The sequence below is a fragment of the Photorhabdus bodei genome, from assembly GCF_003287735.1.
In the GTDB taxonomy this organism is placed as follows: domain Bacteria; phylum Pseudomonadota; class Gammaproteobacteria; order Enterobacterales; family Enterobacteriaceae; genus Photorhabdus; species Photorhabdus kayaii.
Genome location: NZ_NSCM01000160.1, coordinates 1 through 521 on the forward strand (window position 1 = coordinate 1; position 521 = coordinate 521).

General features: G+C 42.0%; 1 pseudogene. It reads left to right on the forward strand.

Annotation, left to right across the window (positions count from 1 at the left end):
- Positions 1-116 (forward strand): annotated as a pseudogene (locus CKY02_RS23265) (IS630 family transposase); the annotation flags it as partial.
- Positions 117-521 lie beyond the last annotated feature (405 nt).

Genomic DNA, 521 nt, shown 5'->3' on the forward strand with positions numbered 1-521 from the left:
GAAATCATTGTTGTCAATTTATGTGGCAGTTACTGAATTATGTTGATGCCTTTTTGGCATCGTTTTCATCACAGCAAAAGCCAGGAAGACAAAAAATGGGTGTAGCACAATTATGAAATCTTATTTATTTCAAATTAGAGGGTGTCGCAAAAGGCCAGCATTGACAATAAACCCACAGAGATTTATTGCCTGTTATTGGAACTGACAACCCAGACAAGCTAAAAATAGCCCATAATATCAGGGCAACGGCCCTTGATAAGTTATACGCTATGACGTTTAGTGTAAGCAGACGGTTCCAGTTTTCGAGTGAATAAGGTCATAAAAGATCTGCGCCTAAAGGAAGAGCGCAGATTTTAATGGATAACATGAGCTTTTGCGACACCCTCTTTATGGCCTGTCTCTTGATCAGATCTCCAAATCAACCGATTTAGCCAGCAAATAGCCGTCTATCAGGGTTTGCAGCCGAAACCAACCTTCCCAAAGTCGTTCCCATCCGACTCGACCCGTGCGTTTGGAATCGT